General features: G+C 75.5%; 20 protein-coding genes and 1 pseudogene. 13 read left to right on the top strand and 8 right to left on the bottom strand.

Annotated elements, in window-relative coordinates; all coding sequences use genetic code 11:
- Positions 1–31 precede the first annotated feature (31 nt).
- From Q0848_RS04500 to Q0848_RS04485, 4 genes are all read left to right on the top strand, one after another.
- The gene (locus Q0848_RS04500; protein ID WP_299035411.1) at positions 32–1,168 is read left to right on the top strand and encodes a PhoH family protein; all 1,137 of its coding nucleotides are present in this window, start codon (positions 32–34) and stop codon (positions 1,166–1,168) included.
- A complete protein-coding gene (gene ybeY, locus Q0848_RS04495; protein WP_299035408.1) occupies positions 1,165–1,620 on the top strand; it encodes an rRNA maturation RNase YbeY in 456 nt (151 codons plus the stop codon). Before Q0848_RS04500 ends, ybeY begins: the two co-directional genes overlap by 4 nt.
- Positions 1,617–2,627 carry a GTPase Era gene (era, locus tag Q0848_RS04490; RefSeq protein WP_299035406.1) on the top strand — a complete coding sequence of 337 codons (1,011 nt, stop codon included), beginning with the start codon at positions 1,617–1,619 and terminating at the stop codon, positions 2,625–2,627. The genes ybeY and era overlap by 4 nt, the downstream gene beginning before the upstream one ends.
- Before the next feature lie 143 nt (positions 2,628–2,770).
- A complete protein-coding gene (locus Q0848_RS04485) occupies positions 2,771–4,390 on the top strand; it encodes a methyl-accepting chemotaxis protein (RefSeq protein WP_299035403.1) in 1,620 nt (539 codons plus the stop codon).
- Positions 4,391–4,403: 13 nt separating this feature from the next.
- Here the strand turns inward: Q0848_RS04485 and Q0848_RS04480 are convergent, their stop codons facing one another.
- Together Q0848_RS04480 and Q0848_RS04475 are read right to left on the bottom strand one after the other, a co-directional pair.
- The gene (locus Q0848_RS04480; protein WP_366146431.1) at positions 4,404–5,564 is read right to left on the bottom strand and encodes an MFS transporter; all 1,161 of its coding nucleotides are present in this window, start codon (positions 5,562–5,564) and stop codon (positions 4,404–4,406) included.
- A gap of 242 nt (positions 5,565–5,806) precedes the next feature.
- A complete protein-coding gene (locus Q0848_RS04475) occupies positions 5,807–7,714 on the bottom strand; it encodes a SpoIIE family protein phosphatase (protein WP_299035398.1) in 1,908 nt (635 codons plus the stop codon).
- A 186-nt stretch (positions 7,715–7,900) separates the two neighbouring features.
- Here Q0848_RS04475 and Q0848_RS04470 point away from each other — a divergent pair, with 186 nt between their 5' ends.
- Together Q0848_RS04470 and Q0848_RS04465 are read left to right on the top strand one after the other, a co-directional pair.
- Positions 7,901–8,152 (top strand): helix-turn-helix domain-containing protein, encoded by a 252-nt coding sequence (locus Q0848_RS04470; RefSeq protein WP_299035396.1) that lies wholly within the window; start codon positions 7,901–7,903, stop codon positions 8,150–8,152.
- Positions 8,149–9,915, top strand: coding sequence for an ABC transporter ATP-binding protein (locus Q0848_RS04465; RefSeq protein ID WP_299035393.1), 1,767 nt, complete (start codon positions 8,149–8,151; stop codon positions 9,913–9,915). The genes Q0848_RS04470 and Q0848_RS04465 overlap by 4 nt, the downstream gene beginning before the upstream one ends.
- A 9-nt stretch (positions 9,916–9,924) precedes the next feature.
- Here Q0848_RS04465 and Q0848_RS04460 read toward each other — a convergent pair whose 3' ends face one another.
- Positions 9,925–10,311, bottom strand: coding sequence for a VOC family protein (locus Q0848_RS04460; protein WP_299035391.1), 387 nt, complete (start codon positions 10,309–10,311; stop codon positions 9,925–9,927).
- 393 nt (positions 10,312–10,704) lie between these two features.
- Between Q0848_RS04460 and Q0848_RS04455 the strand changes: the two genes are divergently transcribed.
- Positions 10,705–11,580 (top strand): DUF4190 domain-containing protein, encoded by an 876-nt coding sequence (locus Q0848_RS04455; protein ID WP_299035387.1) that lies wholly within the window; start codon positions 10,705–10,707, stop codon positions 11,578–11,580.
- A gap of 1,023 nt (positions 11,581–12,603) precedes the next feature.
- Positions 12,604–13,596, top strand: a complete 993-nt coding sequence (locus Q0848_RS04450) for an IS481 family transposase (RefSeq protein ID WP_299035384.1) — start codon at positions 12,604–12,606, stop codon at positions 13,594–13,596.
- Here Q0848_RS04450 and Q0848_RS04445 read toward each other — a convergent pair.
- Positions 13,593–13,772 (bottom strand): Rid family hydrolase, encoded by a 180-nt coding sequence (locus Q0848_RS04445; RefSeq protein WP_299035381.1) that lies wholly within the window; start codon positions 13,770–13,772, stop codon positions 13,593–13,595. The genes Q0848_RS04450 and Q0848_RS04445 overlap by 4 nt on opposite strands.
- Before the next feature lie 324 nt (positions 13,773–14,096).
- On the opposite strand from Q0848_RS04445, the gene leuA reads away from it, so the two are divergent.
- The 5 genes and pseudogenes from leuA to Q0848_RS04420 all read left to right on the top strand — a co-directional run bounded on the left by leuA (position 14,097) and on the right by Q0848_RS04420 (position 20,379).
- On the top strand, positions 14,097–15,821 hold the full coding sequence (gene leuA / locus Q0848_RS04440) for a 2-isopropylmalate synthase (RefSeq protein WP_299035378.1): 1,725 nt from the start codon (positions 14,097–14,099) through the stop codon (positions 15,819–15,821).
- A gap of 212 nt (positions 15,822–16,033) precedes the next feature.
- Positions 16,034–17,692, top strand: coding sequence for a GGDEF domain-containing protein (locus Q0848_RS04435; protein ID WP_299035375.1), 1,659 nt, complete (start codon positions 16,034–16,036; stop codon positions 17,690–17,692).
- 40 nt (positions 17,693–17,732) lie between these two features.
- Positions 17,733–18,473, top strand: a pseudogene (recO, locus tag Q0848_RS04430) (DNA repair protein RecO); the annotation flags it as partial.
- A 206-nt stretch (positions 18,474–18,679) separates the two neighbouring features.
- Positions 18,680–19,492, top strand: coding sequence for an isoprenyl transferase (locus Q0848_RS04425; protein WP_299035369.1), 813 nt, complete (start codon positions 18,680–18,682; stop codon positions 19,490–19,492).
- Positions 19,489–20,379: an endo alpha-1,4 polygalactosaminidase gene (locus Q0848_RS04420; RefSeq protein WP_299035366.1), complete on the top strand. Its 891-nt coding sequence runs from the start codon at positions 19,489–19,491 to the stop codon at positions 20,377–20,379. The genes Q0848_RS04425 and Q0848_RS04420 overlap by 4 nt, the downstream gene beginning before the upstream one ends.
- Positions 20,380–20,463: 84 nt before the next feature.
- Here the strand turns inward: Q0848_RS04420 and Q0848_RS04415 are convergent, their stop codons facing one another.
- The 4 genes from Q0848_RS04415 to Q0848_RS04400 are packed head-to-tail and all read right to left on the bottom strand — an operon-like array spanning position 20,464 to position 23,747.
- Complete coding sequence (locus Q0848_RS04415) at positions 20,464–20,883, bottom strand: Fur family transcriptional regulator (RefSeq protein WP_299035363.1); 420 nt, start codon at positions 20,881–20,883, stop codon at positions 20,464–20,466.
- 2 nt (positions 20,884–20,885) lie between these two features.
- Entirely contained in the window at positions 20,886–21,812 is a 927-nt protein-coding gene (locus Q0848_RS04410; RefSeq protein WP_299035360.1) for a metal ABC transporter permease, read from the bottom strand.
- Complete coding sequence (locus tag Q0848_RS04405; RefSeq protein WP_299035357.1) at positions 21,805–22,671, bottom strand: metal ABC transporter ATP-binding protein; 867 nt, start codon at positions 22,669–22,671, stop codon at positions 21,805–21,807. Before Q0848_RS04405 ends, Q0848_RS04410 begins: the two co-directional genes overlap by 8 nt.
- Complete coding sequence (locus Q0848_RS04400; protein WP_299035354.1) at positions 22,668–23,747, bottom strand: metal ABC transporter substrate-binding protein; 1,080 nt, start codon at positions 23,745–23,747, stop codon at positions 22,668–22,670. Before Q0848_RS04400 ends, Q0848_RS04405 begins: the two co-directional genes overlap by 4 nt.
- Positions 23,748–23,780 lie beyond the last annotated feature (33 nt).

Raw genomic sequence — 23,780 nt, 5'->3', positions numbered from 1 at the left:
CGCGCGAGGAGCTCGGGCCCCCGGCCCCACCATGACGCAGCCCCACGAGACCGCCCCCCGCCGCACCGGTGGGCCGCGCACGGGTGCCGGCCGCACCCGACACACCGTCGTCGTGCCCCCCGAGGTGCCGATGATCTCCCTCCTCGGCAGCGGGGACGAGCTCCTGCGCGTGGTCGAGCGGTCCTTCCCCGAGCTCGACGTGCACGTCCGGGGAGACGAGATCACCGCGACCGGCCCCGCCGCCGAGGTCGCCCTGCTCGAGCGCCTGGTGGACGAGCTGTCCGCCGTCATCTCCTCGGGCCAGGTGCTCAGCCCGGACGCCGTCGAGCGCTCGGTGGGGATGCTGCGCCGCGCCACGAGCGAGCGGCCGGCCGACGTCCTCACGCTCGACGTCCTGTCCTCGCGCGGGCGGACCATCCGCCCGAAGACGCTGGGGCAGAAGCGCTACGTGGAGGCCATCGAGGCCGAGACCATCGTCTTCGGCATCGGGCCCGCGGGCACCGGGAAGACCTACCTCGCCATGGCCAAGGCGGTGCAGGCGCTGCAGGCCAAGCAGGTCGCGCGCATCGTGCTGACGCGGCCGGCCGTCGAGGCCGGGGAACGGCTGGGCTTCCTGCCGGGCACGCTCACCGAGAAGATCGACCCCTACCTGCGGCCGCTCTACGACGCCCTGGGCGACATGCTCGATCCGGAGCAGGTCCCGCGGCTGCTGGCCGCCGGCACCATCGAGGTCGCGCCGCTGGCCTACATGCGCGGGCGCACGCTCAACGACGCCTTCATCATCCTGGACGAGGCGCAGAACACCTCGGCCGAGCAGATGAAGATGTTCCTCACCCGCCTGGGCTTCGGCTCCAAGATGGTCGTCACGGGCGACGTCACCCAGGTGGACCTGCCGAGCGGCACCGAGTCGGGCCTGCGGGTGGTGCAGGACGTCCTCGACGGCGTCGACGGCGTGGCCTTCTCCCGCCTGGAGGCCGCGGACGTCGTCCGGCACAAGCTGGTCAGCGACATCGTCGAGGCCTACGGCCGCTGGGACGCCCTGCGAGGGCGCACCGCGCCCGACGGCCAGCGCCGCGACGTCCGCGGCCCTCGCCGCGCCGACGGCCCGCCCTCGCCGACGCCGGCCGCTGCGCCGGTGGACGACAGCGCCGAGGGCACCGGCTCGTGAGCGTCGAGGTCGCCAACGAGACGGCGCACCGCGTCGACGAGCGGGAGCTGGCCGACCTCGCCCGCCACGTGCTCGACGCGCTGCACGTGCACCCCCAGGCGGAGCTGTCGGTCCTCGTCGTCGACGAGGAGGCGATGGCCGCGCTGCACGTGCAGCACATGGGGGAGGAGGGCCCGACCGACGTCCTGTCCTTCCCCATGGACGAGCTGCGCCCCGGCAGCGACGGCGAGCCGAGCCCCCCGGGCCTGCTGGGCGACGTCGTGCTGTGCCCGGAGGTCGCGGCCCGCCAGGCCCGTGCCGCCGGTCACTCCACGGCCGACGAGCTGCTGCTGCTGACGACCCACGGGGTCCTGCACCTGCTCGGGTACGACCACCACGAGCCGGAGGAGGAGCGCGCCATGTTCGCCCTGCAGCGCCAGCTGCTCCTGGAGTTCCTGGGGGAGCGCCGATGAGCCCCGGCGCCCGCGACGACGACCGCGACGACGACCGGCCCCCGGCCGGCGTGCCCGCCTCGGCGCTGGGGCTGCCCGCCGTCCCGGAGGGCTACCGCAGCGGCTTCGCGTGCTTCGTCGGCCGCCCGAACGCCGGCAAGTCCACGCTGACGAACGCGCTGGTCGGCCAGAAGGTGGCCATCACCTCCAGCCGCCCCCAGACGACGCGGCACACCGTCCGCGGCATCCTGCACCGGCCGCAGGCCCAGCTCGTCCTCGTGGACACCCCGGGCCTGCACCGCCCGCGGACCCTGCTGGGCCAGCGCCTCAACGACCTCGTGCTGGCCACCCTCGCCGAGGTCGACGTCGTCGGCTTCTGCCTGCCGGCCGACCAGGCGGTCGGCCCCGGCGACCGCTGGATCGCCGCCCAGCTCGCGCCCCTCGTCGAGGCGCGCCGCGGCAAGCCCGTCGTCGCGGTGGTCACCAAGACCGACCTCGTGGCGCGCGACCGGCTGGCGAAGCACCTGGTCGAGGTCTCCGAGCTCGGCCCGTGGGCCGACGTCGTGCCCGTCTCGGCGACCGCCGACCAGCAGGTCGACGTGGTGGAGGAGGTGCTGCTGGGGCACCTGCCCGAGGGCCCGCCCATGTACCCCGACGGCGAGCTCACCGACGAGCCCGAGGCCGTCATGGTCGCCGAGCTCGTGCGCGAGGCGGCCCTGGAGGGCGTGCGCGACGAGCTGCCGCACAGCCTCGCGGTCGTCGTCGACGAGATGGGCCCGCGGCCCGCCCCGGACGGCGGCGAGCGCCAGGACGGCATGCTCGACGTCCACGTGCTGCTCTACGTCGAGCGCGACTCCCAGAAGGGCATCGTCATCGGCAAGGGCGGCTCCCGGCTGCGCGAGGTCGGCACGCAGGCGCGCGCCGGCATCGAGGCGCTCCTCGGCGTCCCGGTGTTCCTCGACCTGCGGGTCAAGGTCGCCAAGGACTGGCAGCGCGACCCCCGCAAGCTCCAGCGCCTGGGGTTCTGAGGCAAGAGCGGCCGGTCGGGTCGCCGCCCGACGTCCGCGGCGGATGCCGCCGCCGCGCAGAGCCCTCGCGAGCGAGCGGTGCTGCGGTGGGAGCGGCCCGAGGCGCGCTTCAGGACGGCAGGTCCTCGGCCGATCAGACTCGCATGTCCATGCTGCGCCGCCTGCGCCTCGGCCACCGCCTCACCGCGGCGTTCTCCGTCGTCGTCCTGCTCCTGCTGGCCGTCATGGCCGCCGGTCTGAGCGCCAGCGCCGCCCAGGACGCCGCGACAGAGGAGCTGGCGACGCAGGAGCGGTTCGGCATCGCCGCGGCCGTCGCGAAGCACGCCGCAGCCGACCTCAACGGCTGGCAGACCGCCTACGCCCTCGACGCCGTGCGCGGTGCGGCGGGTGCCGCGGACGACGGGAGCGGCTCCCGGGCTGAGTACCTCGCCTCGGCCGAGCGCTTCGAGCGGACCCTCGAGGAGCTCTCCGCGCGCAGCACGGTGGCGGAGACCGACGACGACGTGGCCCAGGTCCGCGACCTCTACCGCCGCTTCAGCGCCGTGGACGACGAGGTCGCCGCCGCCTACCGCAGTGGTGACGCCGCGGCCGCCGCGGCGGCGACCGAGCGCGTCCTGGGCGAGGGGGTCGAGCTCTACGCCGCCATGGCCGTGCTGCTGGACGAGGTCGTCGGCGACGCCGCCACCGCCTTCGATGTGGCCTACGAGGACGCGGTGGCGGCCAAGGAGCGCGGGGCGCTGCTGATGTGGGCGCTGGGGATCGCCGGCGTCCTCGCGTCGGTGGTCCTGGCCGCGGTGGTGACGCGCTCGGTCACCGGCCCGGTCGCGCAGGTCCGCGACCGCCTGGTGCGGCTCGCCGACAGCGACCTCGCCACCGAGGTGGCCGTGCACGGCCGCGACGAGGTCGCCGAGATGGCCGGAGCCCTCCAGCAGGCCGTGCGCTCCCTCAGCGGGGTGATGCTCCAGGTCACCGGTGCCTCCACCGCCCTGGCCGCCTCCAGCGGGGACCTCTCCGCCGTGGCCGGCGACCTGTCCACCGGCTCTGAGCAGTCCGCCTCGCAGACGCGGGTCGTGTCCGCGGCCACCGAGCAGATCTCCACCAGCATCACCACCGTCGCGGCGGCCGGGGAGCAGATGACCTCCGCGATCCGGGAGATCGCCACGTCCACCGCCGCGGCGTCCGGGGTCGCCGCCTCCGCCGTCGAGGCCGCGTCCAGCGCCGGGCGGACCCTGGAGCGCCTGTCGGCCTCGAGCCGCGAGATCGGCGACGTCGTCGGGCTCATCAACTCCATCGCCGAGCAGACGAACCTGCTCGCCCTCAACGCCACGATCGAGGCCGCCCGCGCCGGGGAGATGGGCAAGGGCTTCGCCGTCGTGGCCGGCGAGGTCAAGGAGCTGGCCCAGCAGACCGCCCGCGCGACCGAGGAGATCGTCACCAAGGTCGACGCCACGCAGTCCGACGTGGACGCCGCCACCGGCGCGATCGCCCAGATCTCCGAGGTCATCGCCCACATCGACGCCCTGCAGTCGACCATCGCCGCGGCGGTCGAGGAGCAGTCGGCGACGACCGCGGAGATGGTCCGCAACGTCACCGAGGTCTCGACCGGGAGCCAGGACATCTCCCGCAGCATCTCCGGCATCGCCGCCGCGACCCACCGCACGACCACGAGCGCCGACCAGGCGGCGGCCACCGCCGGTGAGGTCTCCGCCGCGGCCGCGCAGCTGGACCAGCTGGTCTCCTCCTTCGCCCTGCCCCGCGCCTGAGCCCGCCGGGCGCTCAGGCCGCCGAGCGGTCCCGCAGGCTGGCGACGAGGAGCACCAGGGCGAGCACCTGCGTCCCGCCGAGGACGACCAGCAGGGTGCTGAGCGAGCCCTCGTAGAGGAGCCCGACCAGCACGCCACCGGCGAGGGCGGCGGCTCCCTGGACGGCCGCGAAGACGCCGTAGGCCGTCGCCCGGCGCGCCTGCGGGACCAGGTCGGCGACGAGCGCCTTGACGGTGGAGTCCTGGACGCCGACCGCCGCGCCCCACAGGAGGGCGCCGACCACCACGGCGGCCAGCGAGCGGGACAGCGCGAGCCCCGGCACGGCGGCGGCCAGGAGGGGCAGGGCGAGCAAGACCCGCCCCGTCCACCGGTCGTAGAGGTAGCCGCTCACCAGGGCGGCCACGGCGCCGCTGGCCATCGCCCCCGCGTAGAGCAGCGGGGCGCCGGCCAGGGGGAGGAGCCCCGTCTCCGTGGCGTGGAAGGAGATGATCCCGAAGGTCACGAGCCCGGCGGTCGCCGCCCCGGCCGCGGCGGCGAAGAGGAAGAAGCGCCGGGGCAGGTCGGTGCCGAACCAGGCCCCGGACCGCGAGCGCGCCGGCAGCCGCGGGGCCTCGGCCGCTGGCCGGGAGACCGCGGCGCGCTCGGGGGCCGGGTCGGGCATCCGGCGGCGCAGGCGCAGGAGGAGGACGACCGCCACGGCGCCGGGCACGGCGAGGACGGCGAGCGCCGGCTCCACGAGGCCGGTCGCCGCGACCAGGGCGGCCACGAGCAGGGGGCCGGAGAAGGCGCCGACCTGGTCCAGGGCCTTGTGGACGGCGAAGCCCCGGCCGAGGCCGACGCCGTCGGCGGCCCGGGCGAGCAGCGCGGACTTGGCGGGGCTGCGCACCGCCTTCCCGGCTCGCTCGGCCAGGACGAGCGCGCAGGCCACGACGAGACCGGCGCCACCCAGGAGGGGTATGACGGCCAGGAGCGGGACGCACACCGCGGTGAGGGCGTACCCGGTCAGCGTGAGCAGCCAGTACCGGCCGGTGCGGTCGGCGAGCGGTCCGGAGGCCAGTCGCAGCAGGAGCGCCATCGCCTCCCCGGCGCCGCTGACGACGCCCACGACCAGCGCGGAGGCCCCGAGGGTCCCCAGGAAGGGCCCGGTGACGGAGCGGGCGCCCTCGTAGACCATGTCGGCGGCGAGGCTGACGACGCCGAAGGCGACCACGGCGCGCCACGGCGACCAGGTCGCCGGGGCGCCGGAGGGGGAGGCCGTCCGCGGGCCTCCCCGAGCGGGCGGGTCGACGCCTGCCGGCGGCATGCTGCGCTCCTCGCTGACGTGGTCCGCGATGTCTACCAGGGGCGTCGGCCCGCCGCGCCGCGGCTCCACCCCGCAGCCCCGGCGCGAGCTCCGGTGCCGCGCCGTGGTCCGGACTACCCGCGCTCGACGACCGCCGGGGCGCCCGGGACGTCGTCGGGCACCCGCGTCGGCCCGGCCTCGGCCGGGCGCAGCCGGTCCTGGCGGTGCAGCCGCACCGCGACCAGCGCGACGTCGTCCTCGGGGCGCTCGAGCAGCATGCGCTCGAGCACCCCGTCGCAGAGGTCGTCGAGGTCCGGCGAGAGCCTCGCCACGTCGCGCAGCGCGCTCTCCAGGCGGTCGAGCCCGCGCTGGAGCGACTCCCCGCGCCGCTCCACCAGGCCGTCGGTGTAGAGGAGGACGGTCGAGCCCTCCTCGAGCACGACCTCGTGGTCCCTGCGGGCGCTGCTGGGCACGACGCCGAGGAGCAGCTCGGAGTGCTCGGCGGAAAGGGGGCGGACCGACCCGTCGGGGGAGAGGAGCACGGGCGGCGGGTGCCCGGCGTTGGACCAGCGCAGCCGGGTGACCGCGCGCCGGGACTCGTCGGGGGTCTGCTCGAGCCGGGCGACGACGGCGGTGGCCGTCGTGCCCACCTGCAGGGTCACCATGGCCTGGTCGACGCCGGCGAGGATCTCCGCGGGCCCGGCACCGGTGGCGACGGCGATGCCGCGCAGCAGCGAGCGGACCTGGCCCATGGACGCCGCCGCCTCGGTGTTGTGGCCCAGCACGTCGCCGATGGTGAGGATCATCGCGCCGCTCGCCTGCAGGAAGGCGTCGTACCAGTCCCCGCCGACCTGGGCGGACTCCGCGGCCGGCGTGTAGCGCACGACGACCTGGGTGTGGTCGGGCTGGGCGGGCGCGCTGAGCAGGGAGCGCTGCAGCGCCTCGGCGAGCTCGCGCTGCTGGCGGCTCAGCCGGGCGTTGTCGAGGGCCAGCCCCACCCGGCCGGCGATGTCGGTCGCGGTCTCGAGCTCCTCGGGGCTGACGGGAGCCCGGGCGGCGCCGCTGACCAGCGACAGGACCCCCAGCGTCCGGCCCCGCGCGCGCAGGGGCAGCACGACCAGGGACTCCGGGTCCAGCTCGGTGACCAGGTCTCGCGCCCGCCCGGGGGCCAGCACGGACACCAGGTGCTCCAGCGCCCGCTCGCCCCGGACCTGCGGGCGGTCGCTCGTGAGCGCGCCCTCCAGGAGCGGGTCGGCGCGGAGCGCCGCCTGCCGGAGGGCGGCGTACTCGGCCACGAGGTCGCGCGCGGTGGGGTCCGCGTGCCACCCGGTGACGACGCGCAGGGACCGGGCGGTGCGCTGGCGCCGGTCGTCGGCGACGAGGCTGACCACGCACCAGTCGGCGAGGACGGGCACCACGAGCCGGGACAGCCGCGTGACGGCGTCCTCGGCGTCCTCGGTGGCGGCCAGCTCGCTCGTCACGCGCGCCAGCAGCTCGGCGCGCGCGGTCGCCCGTCCCAGGTCGGCGACCAGCTGCTCGAGCTCGCGGGTGCGGGAGAACAGGTCGGCCTCCACCTGCTCGGCGCGCTCGCGCAGGCGGTCGGTCGCCTCGGCGGACAGGCGGACGGCCTCCCGGCCCCGGACGTACTCGGTGATGTCGTCGGAGCGGTGCAGCAGCAGGACCACCTCGCCGCGCTCGTCGAGGACCGGGACGTTGCGCGGGCTCCAGAAGCGCTCGACGTAGGTGCCGTCGGGCATCCGGATGTCGTACCTCTGGATCGCCATCGTGTGCGGGCGGCGCGTGTCACGGGCCTGGGCGAGGGAGTCCCGGAGGTTGACCAGGCCGTCGGCGGCGGGGTCGTCGGGGTTCAGCGGGAAGACCTCGAAGAGGCCGCGGCCGACGGTGCCCTCCAGCGTCGTCGCCGTGGCCTCCAGGCGGGCGCGGTTGGCCCGCACGATCACGAGGTCCGGCGTCAGCAGCAGCAGCGGCGTCGGGGTCTCGTCGAAGACCTGCCGGAAGTCCGGCTCGGGCAGAGCCCGCATGCCTCTCGCCCCACCTCGTCTCGGCGCGCTCCTCGGCCGCGGTCTCGACCGGCGCGCGCCCGGATCTTACGGCGTAAGCCCGGTGGGCGGCCCGGTCCTGGCCCGGTGCGGCGGCCTCGCCAGTCGACGGCCGGTCGACCGCGGCCGACGGCGACGGGGGCGTCAAGGGCGCTTGACGACTCCGAGGTGTCAATCTACCTTGACGGGATGGAGGTGGGCCGGTTGCAGACGCTGGTGGGACAGGCCGGTGGGGACGACCCGCTGGCCGCGCTGGAGGCCCTCGCCGCGGCGCGGCGGGAGCTCGAGCGGCTGGAGGAGGTCCAGGTGCGCCGGGCGCGGGTCGCCTCGGCGAGCTGGGCCTCGATCGCGACGGCCCTCGGCGTCAGCCGCCAGGCCGTGCACCAGCGCTTCCGGCTGAGCCGCTGGTGCGACCGGTGAGCGCCCCCGCCGCCGCGGACGTCGGGGCGCCGGCCGCCCCCGAGGGCGAGCGCGTCGGGCTGCGCACCCTGCTGCCGTACCTGCGCGAGCACCGGCGCACGCTCGTCGTGGTGGCCGCCGTCTCCCTGGTGGGGGCGGCCGCCGCCCTGGCGCAGCCGCTGCTGGTCGGGCGGCTGATCACCGCGGTCGAGGCCGGGGACGCCGTCGCGCCGGTCGTGGCCGTGCTCGTGGTCGTGCTGCTGGGCGGCTCCCTGCTCGGCGCGGTGCAGCAGTTCCTGCTCCAGCGCACGGCCGAGGGCGTCGTCCTGAGCACCCGGACGTCCCTGGTGGGGCGGGTCCTGCGCCTGCCGGTCGCCGAGCTCGACCGCCGCCGCACCGGCGACCTCGTCTCCCGGGTCGGCTCGGACACCACGCTGCTGCGGGCGGTCATCACGTCCGGCCTGGTCGAGGTCGTCAGCTCGGTCGTCGTCGTGGTCGGCGCCGTCGTGGCGATGGCCCTCGTGGACGTCGTCCTGCTCGGCGTGACCCTGGCCGCCGTCGCGGTCGGGATGAGCGCCGCCATCGCCGTCGCGCGGCGCCTGCGGGCCCTGGCGCTGGCCTCGCAGGAGCGGGTGGGGGAGATGAGCTCCGCGGTCGAGCGGGCCCTGAGCGCGGTGCGCACCATCCGGGCCAGCGGCGCCACCGACCGCGAGGTGACGGCCGTGGGCGCCAGCGCCCGCGCCGCCCACGACGCCGGCGTGCGGGCCGCCCGGGTGGAGGCCGCGGTGTCGCCGGTGGTCGGCGTCGCCGTGCAGGGCTCGTTCATCGCGGTGCTCGGCGTCGGCGGCTACCGGGTGGCCGACGGCACCATCACCGTGGCCCAGCTCGTGTCGTTCATCCTCTTCCTCTTCCTGCTCGTGATGCCGCTCGGCCAGCTGGTCTCGGCGTTCGCGCAGCTGCAGCTCGGCCTGGGCGCCCTGACCCGGATCGAGGAGGTGCTGCGCCTGGCGGAGGAGGACCCGGGCCCTCCCGCGGCGCCCGCCGGGCGTGCGGGTGCGCCGCTGCTCGAGCTGCGCGAGGTCTCCTTCGCCTACCCCGACGGCACGCGGGTGCTCGAGGAGGTGAGCCTGGCGGTGCCGCGGGGCACCCGCACGGCGCTGGTCGGGCCATCGGGCGCGGGCAAGTCGACCCTGCTGTCCCTGGTCGAGCGCTTCTCCGACGTCACGAGCGGGGCGGTGCTGCTCGACGGCGCCGACGTCCGCGACCTGCCGCGCGCAGCGCTGCGCGCCCGGCTGGGCTACGTCGAGCAGGAGGCCCCGGTGCTGGCCGGCACGCTGCGCGAGAACCTGGTGCTCGCGGCCCCGGACGCGGGCGACGACGAGCTCGCGGCCGTGCTCGAGGCCGTGGGCCTGGCCGGCCTGGTCGCGCGCAGCCCCGCCGGCCTGGACGCCCCGGTGGGGGAGGGCGGCGTCCTGCTCTCCGGCGGCGAGCGCCAGCGGCTGGCGATCTCGCGCTCCCTGCTGGCGCGGCCCGAGCTGCTGCTGCTGGACGAGCCGACCGCCAGCCTGGACGCCCGCAACGAGCGGGCGCTCCAGGACGCCCTGGACGCCGTGGCCGAGCGCACGACCCTGCTCGTGGTGGCCCACCGGCTGTCCACGGTGGTCGGCTCCGACCAGATCGTCGTGCTGGACGGCGGGCGCGTGATCGGCGTCGGGACGCACGGCGAGCTGCTGGAGACCACGCCGCTCTACCGCGAGCTCGCGGCCACCCAGCTGCTGGTCTGAGCGGGCGCGTCAGGTCCGGCGGTGCAGGTCCGCGCCCGCGGGCTGCCACAGCTGGACGGCGTCCCCCTCCGGGTCGTGCAGCTCGGCGAACCGGCCGTTCGGGCAGGCGGTCCCGTCCACCACCACCTCGACCCCCGCCTCCCGCAGCGGGGCCGCCATGGCGTCGAGGTCTGCCACGCGGAAGGTGACCGACCACGACCGGCCGGTTCCGCCGAGGTGCGTCGCGCCGGCCGGCACCGCCGAGAAGACCGTCGCCCCCGCCTCCTGCCACCACGACGAGACGTCGTAGGTCTCCGGCGCCGGGTCGACGCCGAGGTGCCCGGAGCACCACCGCCCCAGGGCGCCGGGGTCCGCCGCACCGGAGGAGAACCCGCCGATGCCCGTCACCCGCTCCACGCCCGCTCCCTCGCGCCGCGTCCCGGGTGTCCTCGACCCGTCGTGGCCCGTCGTGGCCCGGAGTGGACTGAGGGGTCTGCGCCGGCCCGAGCTGGTCGGCAGGCTGGTCGGTCGGCATCCACCGCGCGAGTTGCATCCACGCGTCGGAGCTCGAGGCGACGAACACGAACATGCCCGCAGCCCCGAGCACACGCGGTGGGACACGTGACGCTGACTCACCGACGGGATCGCGAACGCGACGGCGAAAGGACTCATGGCGATAGCCCGATCAGGTGATGGGTGGGGGTCTGGTCGTGATCGTCCGTCGCCGAGAGCCCTCGAGTGCTCAGATGTGTGCCCGTGTCACCGGCGTTCGGGTGACCTTCGGATGTCACTCCTACGAAAGGCCATCTCGTGTCCCACGACGCGCCCTCCGCTGCTGTCCCGGCGCCGACGCCGGGCTTCCAGCAGGCTCCCACTCGTGAGAAGAACAAGCTGGGCGTCATAGCTCTGGTCCTCGGTCTCCTGGCGATCTTCCCGCTGTCCATCTTCGCGGGGATACCAGCCGTCATCGTGGGTCTCATGGGGCGGAAGGCCGTCAAGCAGGGCCGTGCTACGAACGGCGGGATGAACCTCGCCGGCATCGTCCTCGGAGTGATCTCCCTGCCGATCCTCGTCGGCTGCGGCAGTCTCATCGGGGGCGCGGCCAACGAAGTCGCGAGCAATCCCCCGGTCACCACCGAGGAGCAGGTTCTCGCGGAGGAGCCGACTGCGGAGCCTGCCGAGGAAGTCCCCGCGGTCGTGGAGACGCCGGAGCCGGAGCCGGAGCCGGAGCCGGAGCCGGAGCCGGAGCCGGAGCCGGAGCCGGAGCCGGAGCCGGAGCCGGAGGAGGCTGGTGCTGTCGGGATCGGCGAGCCGGCGGAGGTGGGCGACTTCTCCTACACCGTCAACGGGCTCGAGTGCGGCGTCGACAACATCGGTGGTCAGTACGGTGAGAACGCCCAGGGGCAGTTCTGCCTGGTGGAGATGAGCGTCACAAACGTCAGCGACTCGGCCACGACGTTCTTCAGCCAGAACGTCGTCATGCTGAACGATGCTGATCAGGAGTTCTCCGCCGACGACGTCGCGGGAATCTACGTCGAGGGCAATGACGCGTTCCTCAGTCAGATCAACCCGGGGAACACGCTTGAGGGCACGGTCGTCTTCGACATCCCCGCCGACCAGACTCCCACCGCTCTGGAGCTCAGCGGCGGTTTCCTCTCCGACGCCGTCACCGTCACCCTGCAGTGAGTGGCGGGGCGCGGCGCCTGCTCACAGGCTTCTGAGGCAGGCGCTCGCGGAAGAGCGCTGTCGGTCGTCGGAGAAGGGGTCCGGCGACGACGGCGGACGTCATAGTGCGGCGATCCCGCGCGTCTGGAGAGGCGCCAGCACTGCCGCAGCAGAGCCTGCGCTCCGCGGGTGCTTCGCGACGATGGCCCTGGACCCACCGGTCCAGGGCCTTCGTGCACCGGTCCTCGTCCAGCCAGCGCAGGGCCGCGGCAGGGCCGTCGCCAGCAGTCGGCGTGTGCGGGCGACCGGGGGAGCTGATCTCATCGCCGGCGTGGCCAGGGACGCTGGGGCCTGCGCCGTTCGTCCGCGGGCACCGCACACCGCACGGCCGACGGCGCCGACTGCGGTCACCGTGGCGCACACGGCGCTCGCGCCGGTCGCCCTCCCAAGCGTCCACCTCCTCCGCGAGGCGCCGCTCGGGCTGGCCGCCGTGGCCTCTCGCCACCTGCTCGGTGCTCTCCTGGTCGCGACCCGGCACCCGTGGCGCGCGGCGGTGGTCGGCGCCGAAGGCGCGGCCGTGCTCGTCTGCGACCCGCAGCTGACCACCGTCTGGTGCGGCAGCAGGGTGCCGCGGTGCTCCCCGGAGCGCGGGTGCGCCGCCTGCTGTGCTGCCACCTGCTCGTGTGGCGCAGGCCCGCTGCCGGCGACTGACCTCCTGCCCGCGTCCGAGCGCCTGCTGCGTGCTGCTCCGGGCGCCGCACGCGGCCGCCGCGCCCCGCTCGCGTTGCGCGACCACGTCGTCGGCCTCGACCCCACCAGCAGCGCCGGGTCGATCAAGCTGCGACCGCGACCACGGTGCCGGCCGGGCGGACGTCGGCGATGACCTCGCCGTGGGTGCGCCCGACACCTTCTAGCTGTACTGCCCAGGGACGTTGGTCGGGTGAGTGCGACGTGAGCGTGTGAGCGCGTCGTGACCGAAGGGTGAGGACCTCCCGGTGTGGAGTGGGACTGCTGAAGGTTCCGCACCACGACCAGGAGGTCCTCGTGTCCCACGCTAATGCTGCGCTGACCCCGAAAGCCCGGGCCAAGCTCGGGCGTCTCGTCGTCGAAGACGGGTGGCCGATCGCCCGGGCAGCGGAGTACTTCCACGTCTCGTGGCCGACCGCGAAGAGGTGGGCCCGCCGGTACGCCGAGATGGGCCTCGAAGGCATGGGCGACCGCTCCAGCCGCCCGCACCGCAGCCCGACCCGGACCCCGCAGCACGTGGTGCGCCGGATCGTGCATTTGCGGTGGAAGCAGCGCCTGTCCCCGATCGCGATCAGCGCCAGGACCGACACCCCGGCCTCGACGGTCCACGCGGTGCTGGTCCGGTGCCGGCTGAACCGGCTCTCCCACGTCGACATCCGCACCGGCGAGCCGATCCGCCGCTACGAGCACGACACCCCCGGGGCGCTGATCCACGTCGACGTCAAGAAGCTCGGCAACATCCCCGACGGTGGCGGGTGGCGCTTCACCGGCCGCGCCCAGGGCGAGCGGAACAGGGCCGCGACCCCGGGCAAGGCCCGCAACAAGCACGGCGGGCCGGTGATGGGAACCGCGTTCGTCCACACCGTCATCGACGACCACTCCCGGGTCGCCTACGCCGAGATCCACCCCGACGAGACCGCGCTCACCGCCACCGGCGTCCTGGCCCGGGCGACCTTCTGGTTCGCCACCCGCGGCGTCAAGGTCGAGCGGGTCCTGTCCGACAACGGGTCGGCGTACAAGTCGAAGCTGTGGGCGGCCACCTGCGCCGACCTCGGCATCGCGGTGAAGAAGACCCGCCCCTACCGGCCCCAGACCAACGGCAAGGTCGAACGCTTCCACCGGACCATGGCCGCCGAGTGGGCCTTCGCCCGCCACTACAACCGCGAAGCCGACCGCAGGAACGCCCTACCGGCCTTCCTGCACCGGTACAACCATCACCGACCCCACTCCGCTATCGGCAAGGTCCCACCCATCACCAGGTTGACCAACCTGTCTGGGCAGTACATCTAGCGGCTGATGTCGGTGACGTAGAGGCGGGTGCTCATCGCGTGCTCCGGTCCCGCGCCCACCTGCTCCAGGGCTGCGGCGATGCGTCGGAGCGCTTCGCGGGCCTGCTCCTCCGGTTCGTCGCCGCCGATCGGGGGGCTGGCGGCCGTGGCGGCGGTGGCCCCCGCAACCCTGAGCAAGGGCCGATCCGTACGGCGCGGAAGTACTCGACCACGGGCTCCCGCGAGGCGTCGAGGACACCAGCCGGCGCTCGGCCACGGGTACTACCCGCCGCGGGGGAAGCCTTGACCGCGCGCGGCCCGGCGTCGCGTGAGGTGGTCGCTCCCCGGGCGCGCTACGGTCTCCCCGTGCGCGCGAGCCTCCTGCTGAGCTGCCGCGGCGAGGGCCAGAAGTAGCCACCGGCCCCCTCGTCGCGGAGTCCTGCGCACCCCGCAGCCGCCGCCGGTGACGACCAGCCGGTCCGCGTGGACCGGTGCAGGCACCGCACCCCAGACGAGGACGAGATGCGCGACACCCAGAAGCCCTCCGCCATGCCGGTCTCCCGGTACCGCCCCTTCTCCGAGCAGATCCGCGTCGAGCTGCCGGACCGCACGTGGCCGACGAGGCGCACCGAGCAGGCCCCGCGCTGGTGCGCCGTCGACCTGCGCGACGGCAACCAGGCGCTGATCGACCCGATGAGCCCGGCCCGCAAGCTGCGGATGTTCCAGCTGCTCGTGCGCATGGGCTACAAGGAGATCGAGGTCGGCTTCCCCTCGGCCAGCCAGACCGACTTCGACTTCGTCCGCCAGCTCGTCGAGGGCGGCCTCATCCCCGACGACGTGACGATCCAGGTGCTCACCCAGGCCCGCGACCACCTCATCGAGCGCACCTACGAGGCCATCGCCGGTGCGCCGCAGGCGATCGTGCACCTCTACAACTCCACGTCGGTCCTGCAGCGGGAGGTCGTCTTCGGCCTCGACGAGGACGGCGTCCTGGACATCGCGCTCCAGGGCGCGCGGCTGTGCCGCAAGCTCGAGGAGACGGTGCCGGAGACGGCGATCACCTACGAGTACTCCCCGGAGTCCTTCACGGGCACCGAGCTGGAGTACGCGGCGCGCGTCTGCAACGCCGTGCTCGAGGTCTTCGAGGCCTCCGCGGAGCGCCCGGTCATCATCAACCTGCCCGCGACGGTCGAGATGGCCACGCCCAACGTCTACGCCGACTCCATCGAGTGGATGGGCCGCCACCTCGTGCCGCGCGAGGGCGTGGTCCTCTCGCTGCACCCGCACAACGACCGCGGCACCGCCGTCGCCGCCGCCGAGCTGGGCCTGCTCGCCGGCGCCGACCGCGTCGAAGGCTGCCTGTTCGGCAACGGCGAGCGCACCGGCAACGTCTGCCTCGTCACGCTCGGCCTGAACCTCGTCACCCAGGGCGTCGACGCGATGATCGACTTCTCCGACATCGACGAGGTGCGCCGCACCGTCGAGTACTGCAACCAGCTCGCCGTCCCCGAGCGGCACCCCTACGGCGGCGACCTCGTCTACACGGCCTTCTCCGGCTCCCACCAGGACGCCATCAAGAAGGGCTTCGACGCGATGGCGCGCCGGGCGCAGGCCGAGGGCGTCGAGGTCTCCGAGCTCACGTGGGCCGTGCCCTACCTGCCCGTGGACCCCAAGGACGTCGGGCGCTCCTACGAGGCCGTCGTGCGCGTCAACAGCCAGTCCGGCAAGGGCGGCGTCGCCTACCTCATGAAGACCGAGCACCAGCTGGACCTGCCGCGCCGCCTGCAGATCGAGCTCTCGGGCATCGTCCAGGCGCAGACGGACGCCGCCGGCGGCGAGGTGGACGCGGCGCGGCTCTGGCAGATCTTCGAGCACGCCTACCTGCCGACGGGCGACCCCGCGCAGGCGTGGGGCCGCTACGCGCTGCGGGGCATGCGCCAGCAGAGCGAGGTCGACGGCGCCGCCCGCCTGTCCGTCGACGTCACCGACCGCGGCGAGCCGCGCGTCCTCGAGGGCCTCGGCAACGGGCCCATCGACGCCCTCGTGGAGGCGCTGCGCGAGGACGGCGTCGCCTTGCGCGTCCTGGACTACGCCGAGCACGCCCTCAGCGAGGGCGGTGACGCCCGGGCCGCGGCCTTCGTCGAGTGCGAGGTCGGCGACCGCGTCCTGTGGGGCGTCGGGATCGACGCCAACACGGTCGTCGCGGCGCTGCGCGCCGTGCTCTCGGCGGTCAACCGGGCCCTGTAGGGCCCCGCGCACCCCGCCGGGCGGCGTCCCCGCGCCCGCCCGGCGGGGACGCCCCGCTGACCACGACGGGTGACGACGCCCGCGCGCCGCCGTCGGACCGCTCACCTAGTGTTGCCGCGCGCCGAAGCAGAGGCGTGTGCGGTCGGCTCGGCCGCCGCGCCGGTGCCGGCGCACCGGGCGGACGGCGTCGCAGCGGCGCGGAGGAGGTGGCGGTGGGCGAGCTGGTGGTGGCGGACGTCTTCGGGCCGTTCGACCTCGTCGCCGACCGGGCCCACCAGCTGTACGTCGACGGCGACCCGGCTGGTGCCGTCCGCGCCTGCGACCAGGCGCTGCCGCTCGTGCGCGCGGCGGGCGACCTCCGCACGGAGCGCTTCCTCTGCTACTCCCGCGGCGTCAGCCTGCGCGAGCTCGGCCTCTACTCCGAGGTCGTGGCCCAGTCGCAGGAGCTGCTGGTGCTGGCGGGGGACGACCCCCTGTGGCGCGCCAAGGCCCTGGCCCTGCTCGCCGAGGCGAGCGCCGTGCTGGGTCGCACCTCGACCGCCCTGGACCACGTGGCGGAGGGGCTCGACCTCGTGGACGCGGGTCCCGGCGGGTACAACCGGCTGTCCGCGCGGATGGCCCTCGCCATCACGCTCGAGGCGCTGAGCCTCCACGAGCCGGCCGAGGAGGTCTTCGCCGACCTGCTGGACGTGCGGGAGCCCCACCGCGACGTCGTCCTGGAGGAGGCCTGCACGCTGAGGGCGGCGTGGGCCGCCAACGCCGCCCTGCTCGGCGAGCGCGCCGAGGCCGGACGCCACCACCTGGCCGTGGCCGAGCGGGCCCTGGCGATGCGCCGCTCGGCCGTGGGCGCGGGGGACGCGCACGCCGTCGTCCGCAGCGAGGTGTACCTGGCCCTGGCGCTGCAGGAGCTCGGGGACGACGACGCCGCCTGGGCGCTCGTGGGGGACCCGGGGGTGCTCGAGGTCCTGAGCCCCGCGGGCACCGACCGGCTCGTGGCGCTCGTCGTGCGCGGCCGCGCCCTGCTGGTGCGGGGGGACGCCGCCGCGGCCCGGAGCAGCCTGGAGGAGGCCGAGCGCATCGGCCGGGCCAGCCGGCGCGACGTGTGGCGGTGGACGGCCGTGGAGGCGCTCGTCGACGTCGACGTCGCCGAGCACGGCGACCACCCCGCGGTGCGCCGCCACCGCGAGCACGTGCGGGCCCTGCTGCGCCGCCTGCGGCGCGACAGCACCGGCCGCGCCGCCGAGCTGGCCTCGCGGCGCCGGGTGCGCCAGCTCGAGGACGAGCGCGAGGGCGTCCACCGGGCCGCCCTGACCGACCCCCTCACCGGGCTGGGCAACCGGCGGGCGCTGCTGGACGTGCTCGAGACCGCGCCCGACGCGCTCGGGGCCGTCTTCGTCGACGTCGACCACTTCAAGGACGTCAACGACCGCTTCTCGCACGACGCCGGGGACCGCGTCCTCGTCCGCGTGGCGGAGATCCTCTCCACCGCCTGCCGCTCCTCCGAGCTCGTCGTGCGCTACGGCGGGGACGAGTTCGTCGTGCTCGTGGTCGACGACCCGTCGGCGGCCGAGATCATCGCCCGCCGCGTCGTGGACGCCGTCCGGCAGCACGACTGGCAGCAGGTCGCGCCCGGTCTGGCGGTGACCGTCTCGGTCGGCGTGGAGCGGGGCGCGCCGGTGGCGTCCGCGCTCGCCAGCGCGGACGCGGCGCTCTACGCGGCCAAGCGCGCCGGCCGAGACCGCATCGTCGTCGGGGCGCCGGAGGGCGCCGCCGGGCCCGCCCGCGGCGCCGGCGAGGTGCCCGGGCCGCGCGGGGTGCGGCTGCCGGTGCCGACGGCGGCCCCGGAGACGGCCCCCCGGTCCGACCGGTGACGCACCGACCGGGCAGCATGACGAGCGTGAGGACGGGCGCATGAAGCTGTACCGCGACGAGGCGGTCGTCCTGCGCACCCAGAAGATCGGCGAGGCCGACCGGGTCATCACGCTGCTGACCCGGACCAACGGGCGCGTGCGCGCGGTCGCCAAGGGCGTGCGCCGCACCAGCAGCCGCTTCGGCGGCCGGCTCGAGCCGTGCATGCTCGCCGACGTGCAGCTGCACCGGGGCCGCAGCCTGGACGTCGTGACCCAGGTCGTCACGCTCGCCCCGTACGCCCGCGCCGTCGCCGACGACTACCCGCGGTACACCGCGGCCGCGGCGATGCTGGAGACGGCCGAGCGGCTCACCCCGGAGGAGCGCGAGCCCGCCACCCAGCAGTTCCTCCTGCTCGTGGGCGGGCTGCGCGCGCTCGTCGGCCCCCCGCACGCGCCCGTCCGGCGCCCGGCCGGGCTGGTGCTGGACGCCTTCATCCTGCGCTCGACGGCCGTCGCCGGCTGGGGCGCGAGCTTCGACGCCTGCGCGCGCTGCGGCGCCCCCGGGCCCCACCGCGCCTTCGCCGTCGCCGCCGGGGGATCGGTGTGCTCCTCCTGCCGCCCGCCCGGGGCGTCGGCGCCGTCGCCGGCGACGCTGCAGCTGCTGGGCGCCCTGCTGGCCGGCGACTGGGACGTCGCGCTGGCCAGCACCGAGCGCGACCGCCGGGAGGCCAGCGGCCTCGCCGCGGCCCACCTGCAGTGGCACCTCGAGCGCGGCGTGCGCTCGCTGCCGTTCGTGGACCGGACGCCGGAGGCTCCGGTCGCCGACGTGCCGGACACCGACGTGCCGGACCACCGGACCGGAGGTCCGCGTCCGGACGACGCGGGCGAGCCCGCACCGGAGGAGGCTCTGCTGGACGCCGAGGTGCTGGAGCAGCTGGCCCCCGAGCCGCCCGCGCGGACCGCGGAGCGGGTCCGCTCCGCGCAGGCCGTGGCCGCGGGGGCCCGGGCGTGAGGCGCCGTCGCGGCGCCGAGGTGGCGCCGCTCGTCCCCGTGGACCCGCCGCCGCACCCCAGCGGGGCGCTCCCGCCGGACCTGCCGCCCGAGGCGGTGCCGCGCCACGTCGCCGTCGTCATGGACGGCAACGGCCGGTGGGCCAACCAGCGGGGGCTGCCGCGGACGGCCGGCCACGAGGCCGGCGAGGCGGCCCTGCTGGACGTCGTCGCGGGCGCCCTGCAGATCGGCGTGCAGTACGTCTCGGTCTACGCGTTCTCCACCGAGAACTGGAAGCGCTCGCCGGAGGAGGTCCGCTTCCTCATGGGTTTCAACCGCGACGTGCTGCGCCGCCGGCGCGACCAGATGGCCTCATGGGGCGTGCGGGTGCGCTGGGCGGGCCGCCGCCCCCGGCTGTGGCGCACGGTGGTCAGCGAGCTGGAGGAGGCAGAGCGGGTCACCGCCGCCTGCGACCGCCTGCAGCTGACGATGTGCGTCAACTACGGCGGCCGCGCCGAGATCGCCGACGCCGCCCGCGCCGTCGCGCGGGAGGTGGCCGCCGGTCGCCTGGACCCGGAGAAGGTCGACGAGGAGGTGCTCGCGCGCCACCTCGACGAGCCCGACCTGCCCGACGTCGACCTCTTCCTGCGCACCTCCGGCGAGCAGCGCACGTCCAACTTCCTGCTCTGGCAGTCGGCCTACGCCGAGATGGTCTTCATGGACGTCCTGTGGCCGGACGTCGACCGCCGCACCCTCTGGGACGCCGTCCTGCTCTACTCCGGCCGAGAGCGCCGCTACGGCGGGGCCGTGGACCGCTCGGGCACGGCGTGAGCCGGGGGCGCTCGGTCGACCGGCGCCTGCTGGTGCTGGTGGGCGCCCTCGCGCTGGGGGCCTCGTCCTGCTCGGCGGTCGCTGGTGGCGAGCGGGTGCCGGACGAGGGCGCCCCCCGGGCGACGGCAGCGGTGCAGCAGGCGGGCGGGGACGCGGCGGGAGCGGGTGCGGCGCAGTGGTGGACGCCGCCGGCGGGGGTCGCCTGGCAGTGGCAGCTCTCCGGTGAGCTGGACCTGTCCGTCGACGTGCCGGTCTACGACGTCGACTGGCAGGTGGCGCCCTCGGTCGTGGAGGAGCTGCACGGGCGGGGCCGGCGGGCCGTCTGCTACGTCAGCGTCGGGTCGTGGGAGGCCCACCGGTCGGACGCCGCCGCCTTCCCCGAGGAGGTGCTGGGCGAGCCGCTCGAGGGCTGGCCCGACGAGCGCTGGCTGGACGTGCGCCGGCTCGACCTCCTCGAGGGGCCGCTGGGGCACCGGCTGGACGTCTGCCGCGACACGGGCTTCGACGCCGTGGAGCCCGACAACGTCGACGGCTACGTCAACCGCACGGGCTTCCCCCTCACGGCGGACGACCAGCTCGTCTTCAACCGGTGGGTGGCGGACCAGGCGCACCGGCGGGGCATGGCCGTCGGTCTGAAGAACGACCTCGACCAGGTCGCCGAGTTCGTCGACGACGTCGACTTCGCCGTCGACGAGGAGTGCCTGCAGCACGACGAGTGCGCTCTGCTCGAGCCCTTCGTGGAGGCGGGCAAGCCCGTCCTGCACGTCGAGTACGCCCTGTCCGAGGAGGAGTTCTGCCGCCGGGAGGCCGGCCTGCAGGGCTTCTCCTCGATGCTCAAGGACCTCGAGCTGAGCGCCTACCGGCACACCTGCCCGCGCGAGGGGTGAGCCGCGGGTCCCCGCCTCGACCTCGTGACGACGCCCCCCTCCTGCGCGCAGGAGGGGCGCGTCGAGCGGCGGCGCGCCGAGGTCCTAGGGCTGCGCGGCCTCGGCCCGGGTGCAGTCCGCGCAGGTGCCGAAGACCTCGACGACGTGGTCGGGAGCGGTGAAGCCGTGGGCCGCGGCCACCGTGGACGCCCAGCTCTCGACGTCGGGGCCCTCGACCTCCACGGTGCGCCCGCAGCGCCGGCACACCAGGTGGTGGTGGTGGCTCGGGCTGCAGCGGCGGTAGACGGCCTCGCCGTCGTCGGTGCGCAGGACGTCGACCTCGTCGTCCTCGACCATGTTCTGCAGGGCGCGGTAGACGGTGGCCAGGCCGATGGGGTTGCCCTGCTCGCGCATCGAGGCGTAGAGGTCCTGAGCGCTGACGAAGGCGTCGGTCCCCGCCAGCGACTCCTGCACGGCGTCGCGCTGGCGGCTGGAGCGCCGGACGCGCTGCGGCTGCGGCACCACGATCACGCTCCTCTCGCTGTCCCGGTCACGGGTGCGGACCGGTCGGTCCCCACGGGTGCCGATGATGCCTGCTCGGGGTCGACGGTCGCGAGGCGGTGCCGTCGGCGGTGGCCCCGGTGGCGCCCGGCGCGCAGCAGCGCCGACCCGGTCGCCGCGACGACGAACAGGGCGATGAGGTAGAGCACGATCGTCCCGCCCGAGGGCGTGTCCGCGTAGTACGAGGTCACGACGCCGACCACGGCGGTGACGACCCCGACGACCATCGCCGTCGCGGTCGTCGCCCGGAAGCTGCGGCACACCTGCTGGGCGACGGCCACGGGCACGATCATCAGCGCGCTGATGAGCAGCAGCCCGACCACCCGCATCGACAGCACGACGGTGACGGCGGTCAGCACGGCCAGCAGCAGGTTGAGCCCGGTGACCGGCAGCCCGGAGGCCCGGGCGTGCTCCTCGTCGCTGCTGACGGCGGCCAGCCTCCGGCCGAGCCCCAGGGTGGCGAGCAGCACGACCGCGGCGAGGACCCCGAAGACGCGCAGGTCCTCGGTCGTGGTCGTGGTGATGGCGCCGAACAGGTAGGTGTTCAGCGTCGCCGCCGAGCCGCCGGCGCGCGCCACGAGGACCACGCCGCCGGCGATGCCGCCGTAGAAGAGCACGGCGAGCACGACGTCGCCGCCGGTGCGGCCGTAGCGGCGCAGCAGCTCGACCGCGACGGCGGCCAGCACCGTGACGACGAGCGCCACGGCCACGGGCGCCGTCCCGGTGAGCAGCCCCAGGGCCACGCCGGTCAGCGCGACGTGGCCCATGCCGTCGCCGATGAGGGACAGGCGGCGCTGCACCAGGAAGACGCCCACCGAGGGGGCCGCGAGCCCGACGAGGAGGGCGGCGACGAGCGCCCGGACCATGAAGCCGTACTGCAGGACCTCAGGCACGGTGCGTCTCCGGGTGCGAGCCGGCGGACGCGGCGGCGCGGCGGGTGTCGGGGTGGGCCACCCAGCCGCGCTCGGCGGGCACGTCGTCGTCGGCGTGGTGCACGTGGTGGTGGCGCAGGTGGCCGTGCTCCAGGGTCGCCAGGGCCTCGTCGGAGGCGCCCAGCAGCCCGGGCACGAGGGGCCCGTCGTGGACGACGCGGCCCTCGCGCAGCACGACGGCGCGGTCGACGACGTCGGCCAGCGGGCCGATCTCGTGCGTGACGACCAGCAGGGTCACGTCGTGGCTCGCCAGGGCGGCGAGCGTGCGCGCGAGCCCGCGGGCGCTCGCGGCGTCGACCCCGGCCAGGGGCTCGTCCAGGACGAGCAGGTCGGGCTCGGCCGCCAGCGCCCGGGCGATGAGGACGCGGCGCTGCTGCCCGCCGGAGAGCTCGCTGACGTCCTCGTGGGCGTGCTCGGCCATGTGCACGGCCTCGAGCGCCTCGGTGACGGCGTCGGCGTCCGCCCGGCGGGCGGGCACCCAGGACCGGCGCAGCGGCAGCCGCCCGGTGGCCACGACCTCGCGGACGGTCGAGGGCACGCCGCCCCCGACCGTCATGGCCTGCGGCACGTAGCCGGTGCGCCGGCGGCTGCTCCGCGAGGGCGCGGGTGCGCCGTCGACCTCGACGGACCCGCCGGTGCGGGCCGCGAGGCCGAGGAGGCCGCGCAGCAGCGTCGTCTTGCCCGAGCCGTTGCTGCCGAGCAGCGCGACGCGCTCGCCGCGCGCCATCTCGAGGTCGACGTCGTGCACGACGACGCTCTCGCCGTAGCCGAAGCTCGCCCGGCGCAGGCGCAGGATCGGCGTGGAGGGGTCTGCGGTCACGCGCAGCCCTGGCCCTCGCGCAGCGTGTCGAGGTTGGCCCGCATGACCGACGGGTAGTCCTCGCCGGGGGATGCCTCGGTGAGCCCCTCGAGCGTGTCGAGGACGGCCGTCTGCGCGCCGGTCTCCGCCGCGACGGTCTCGGCGACGGCGGGGCTGAGCAGCGTCTCGGTGTAGATCGTGCGGACGTCGTTGGCCGCGGCGAACTCCGCGACCTCGGCGAGTCGCGCGGGGGTGGGCTCCTCCTCGCCGCCGATGCCGCTGACGCCGCGCTGGACGAGGTCGTAGCGCTCGGCGAGGTAGCCGAAGGCCTGGTGGGCGGTGACCAGGTCGCGGCTGTCGCACGTGGCCAGGCCGTCGGCGTACTCGGAGTCCAGGGCGGCCAGCTCGTCCTGCACCGCGGCGAGGTTCTCGGCGTAGACCTCGGCGCCCTCGGCGTCGGCGCTCGTCAGGCCCTCGGCGACGAGCTCGGCGACGGCGGACAGGCGCTGCGGGTCCAGCCAGAAGTGGGGGTCCTCCTCGAGCCCGTGCTCGTGGCCGTCCTCCTCCTCCTCCTCCTCCGCGTGCTCGTCCTCGGCGTGCTCGTCCTCCGCGTGCCCCTCCTCCGCGTGCTCGTCCTCGTGGGCGTGCTCCTCACCCGCGTGCTCGTCCTCGTGCTCGGCACCCGCCTCGTCGGCGGGGGTGCCGGGGGTCGCCTCGAGGTCAGCGGCCGGGGCGACGTCGACCACGCCGTCGGTCCCGCGCTCCTCGGCGGCGGCGTCGACCGCGGTCTGGAAGCCCTGCAGGGTGACGAGGACGTCGGCGTCGACGGCCGTGCCCACCTGCTGGGGCGAGAGCTCGAGGTCGTGCGGCTCCACCCCGGGCTCGGTGAGGGAGGACACCTCGGCGCGCTCGCCCGCCACGGCCTGCGCCACCCACTGCAGGGGGTAGAAGCTCGCGGCCACCGAGAGGGCGGGGCTCTCGCCCTGCGCGCCCGCCGAGGCCGCCGGCTCGTCCGCCGAGCCGCACCCGGCCAGCAGCAGGGCGCCCGCGGTGGGCAGGGCGATGAGGGCAGCGCGGCGCGACCGGGGCGTTGGCATGATGACGATTCTCACCCGCCGGCCCCCTGGCGT

This window comes from uncultured Pseudokineococcus sp. (assembly GCF_947495735.1).
GTDB lineage: Bacteria > Actinomycetota > Actinomycetes > Actinomycetales > Quadrisphaeraceae > Pseudokineococcus.
This window is presented reverse-complemented; position numbering and strand designations above follow the sequence as displayed.